1 protein-coding gene is annotated in these 1925 nt (G+C 66.2%); it reads right to left on the reverse strand.

Annotated features, from left to right (window positions below; translation table 11 throughout):
* Nucleotides 1–343: 343 nt before the first annotated feature.
* Nucleotides 344–1498, reverse strand: a complete 1155-nt coding sequence (locus Q8S60_RS17690; protein ID WP_305668756.1) for a hypothetical protein — start codon at nt 1496–1498, stop codon at nt 344–346.
* Between the last annotated feature and the right edge of the window lie 427 nt (nt 1499–1925).

The raw sequence follows: 1925 nt of genomic DNA on the forward strand, positions 1-1925 counted from the left end.
CCGCCGTCCCGCTTCCCGACGCAGAACAACAAAGACTCGAAGCGAACCGCCGCGCGGCCGCACTTCGAAATCGCTCCGCATGCGAGCATCTCCGCGACCTCGCGTCGCAGAACAGCCCGCTGCGCCTCGTCGGCAACCTCCCGGCGACAACGTTGCCGAGGAGGCGCCCGAACCAACGGGAACTTCAACCCGTTGCGAACGACCCGTGAGGACCACGAATGCGGACCCACGAACGTTTCCCACTGCGACAGGCGCCGGTGAAGGCGAGAGTCCATCCGACCCCGCCCAGCGTCCGGCAGGACCACCGTACATCCTGCCGGCGACGACGCCGCCGCCGCCGCGTCTAATCGCGACCGGGGGTGGCCGCGGCCGAACCGCCGCGACCACCCCCGTTACCGCGCCCCCGGTTATCTTTTTGCGGGGAGCGCTGCTCGCGCGCCGGCGACGACTGGGAGTCGCGCTGCGCCGACGCGGGCGGAGACTTAGCACGGGACGCTGGGGCACCGCCGCCGTGGCGACGTCCCCTCCGCGAACCCGAGCCCTCGCGCCGCTGGCCAACGAAACCAGCCTGGCGCAGCTCATCCAACGAGCCAAAGCCGCGCAGGGAGGACCCGATCATACGCGGCGAATGCCGACGCTCCAAGGCGTCCATCGCCGAAAGATACGGCTGAATCCCCATCGGCTCCCGACTGTGGCATTTCGCGTAGAGATGCCCACGAAGGTCCGCCACGCGATCCGCCGCGAAACTCGTAGTGACAAGCATCGCGGCATCCGCCAACGAACCCAAACCGGCGTCGTGCTCCGAGAAGCGCTCAGCGCGGTCGCGGAGATCGTTGAGCAGGAACAACATGTTCCGCACGAACTGCTGGGTCGCCGCCAGCTGCGACACCAGAATGCGCTCGGCCGGGGAGTCCACCGCGTGCGCGAGCACCGGATGAAGAGGCGCCACCTGTGGCGCTCCTTCAAAATAGCGGACGTCCGCGAGAACGTCGCGCAAGTGCGCCGCCTGGACCGGCAGCAGCTCCTCGAACGGCCGAACGCGCATCGCCCAAGTCGGGGTCAACGCTATAGCTCGTTCAGAAGCTTCTTCCGACGCGTCCGCGGAGCGGAGTAGTCGCTCCCGGGCGAGCGCCGCGCGCTGCGCCCGCTTCGTCTCATCGAACGCGGACAAGTCCAACGTTCTAAAAACGGAGGCGGCGTCGGAGTCCAGCCCGTCGTCGTCGACATCGAGGACCCGACGTCGGACGACCGGGCGAGAAGTCGTCGTGTCGGTCGGGCCCGAAGCATCGCCTTCAGGGCCCGCCCGGCCCGCCGCGGGCGGGCGAAAACCCACCGCGGCCCCAGTAGGGGAATTCTCGCGGGAGAGAAGTCCCGCTTCACCACGCGCGTCCAGTACACGCGGGGGGCCGTCCTCGTCGCGAGGAGTCGAGGTCTGGGACCTCGCGGCCTCGGCCGCTTGCTTGACAAGCGCGCGCAGCGAGCGTTCGGACAGCGTCATGACGAAGTCCTTCAAGGAACGCATAAACGCCGCCTCTTTCTCCCGCGAAGGGAGGGCCGCAACGTCGAGCCCGTGGGGGCCCAAGGCCTCCACCAGGGCATCAACAGAAGCGAAAGAGTCAACCAGATTCTCGAAAACCGAGGACATGGCCAGTGCGCAAGGTTACAGGGTCAGAAGGGACGCCTGAGGAACATAAAAAGACTGATGGCTAGGGGGGTGTTTCATAAATCAGCTTGCCGATATCGGCAAAGGTCGGCATGCCGACCCCCCTTGGCAAAGGTCGGCACCCTTGGCATGCCGACAAGTTGGGCCTTTTATTAAACATGAGAGCTCACACGAGAGCTCTCATGTGCATCACGCGTTCTGACTCTCGCTTCGCAACGACGGAAGGCGGGGCTCTGTGCTTGCGCTTCTTGCAGGACAAGTC

It is taken from the genome of Parvibaculum sp. (genome assembly GCF_030694575.1).
Lineage (GTDB): Bacteria > Pseudomonadota > Alphaproteobacteria > Parvibaculales > Parvibaculaceae > Parvibaculum.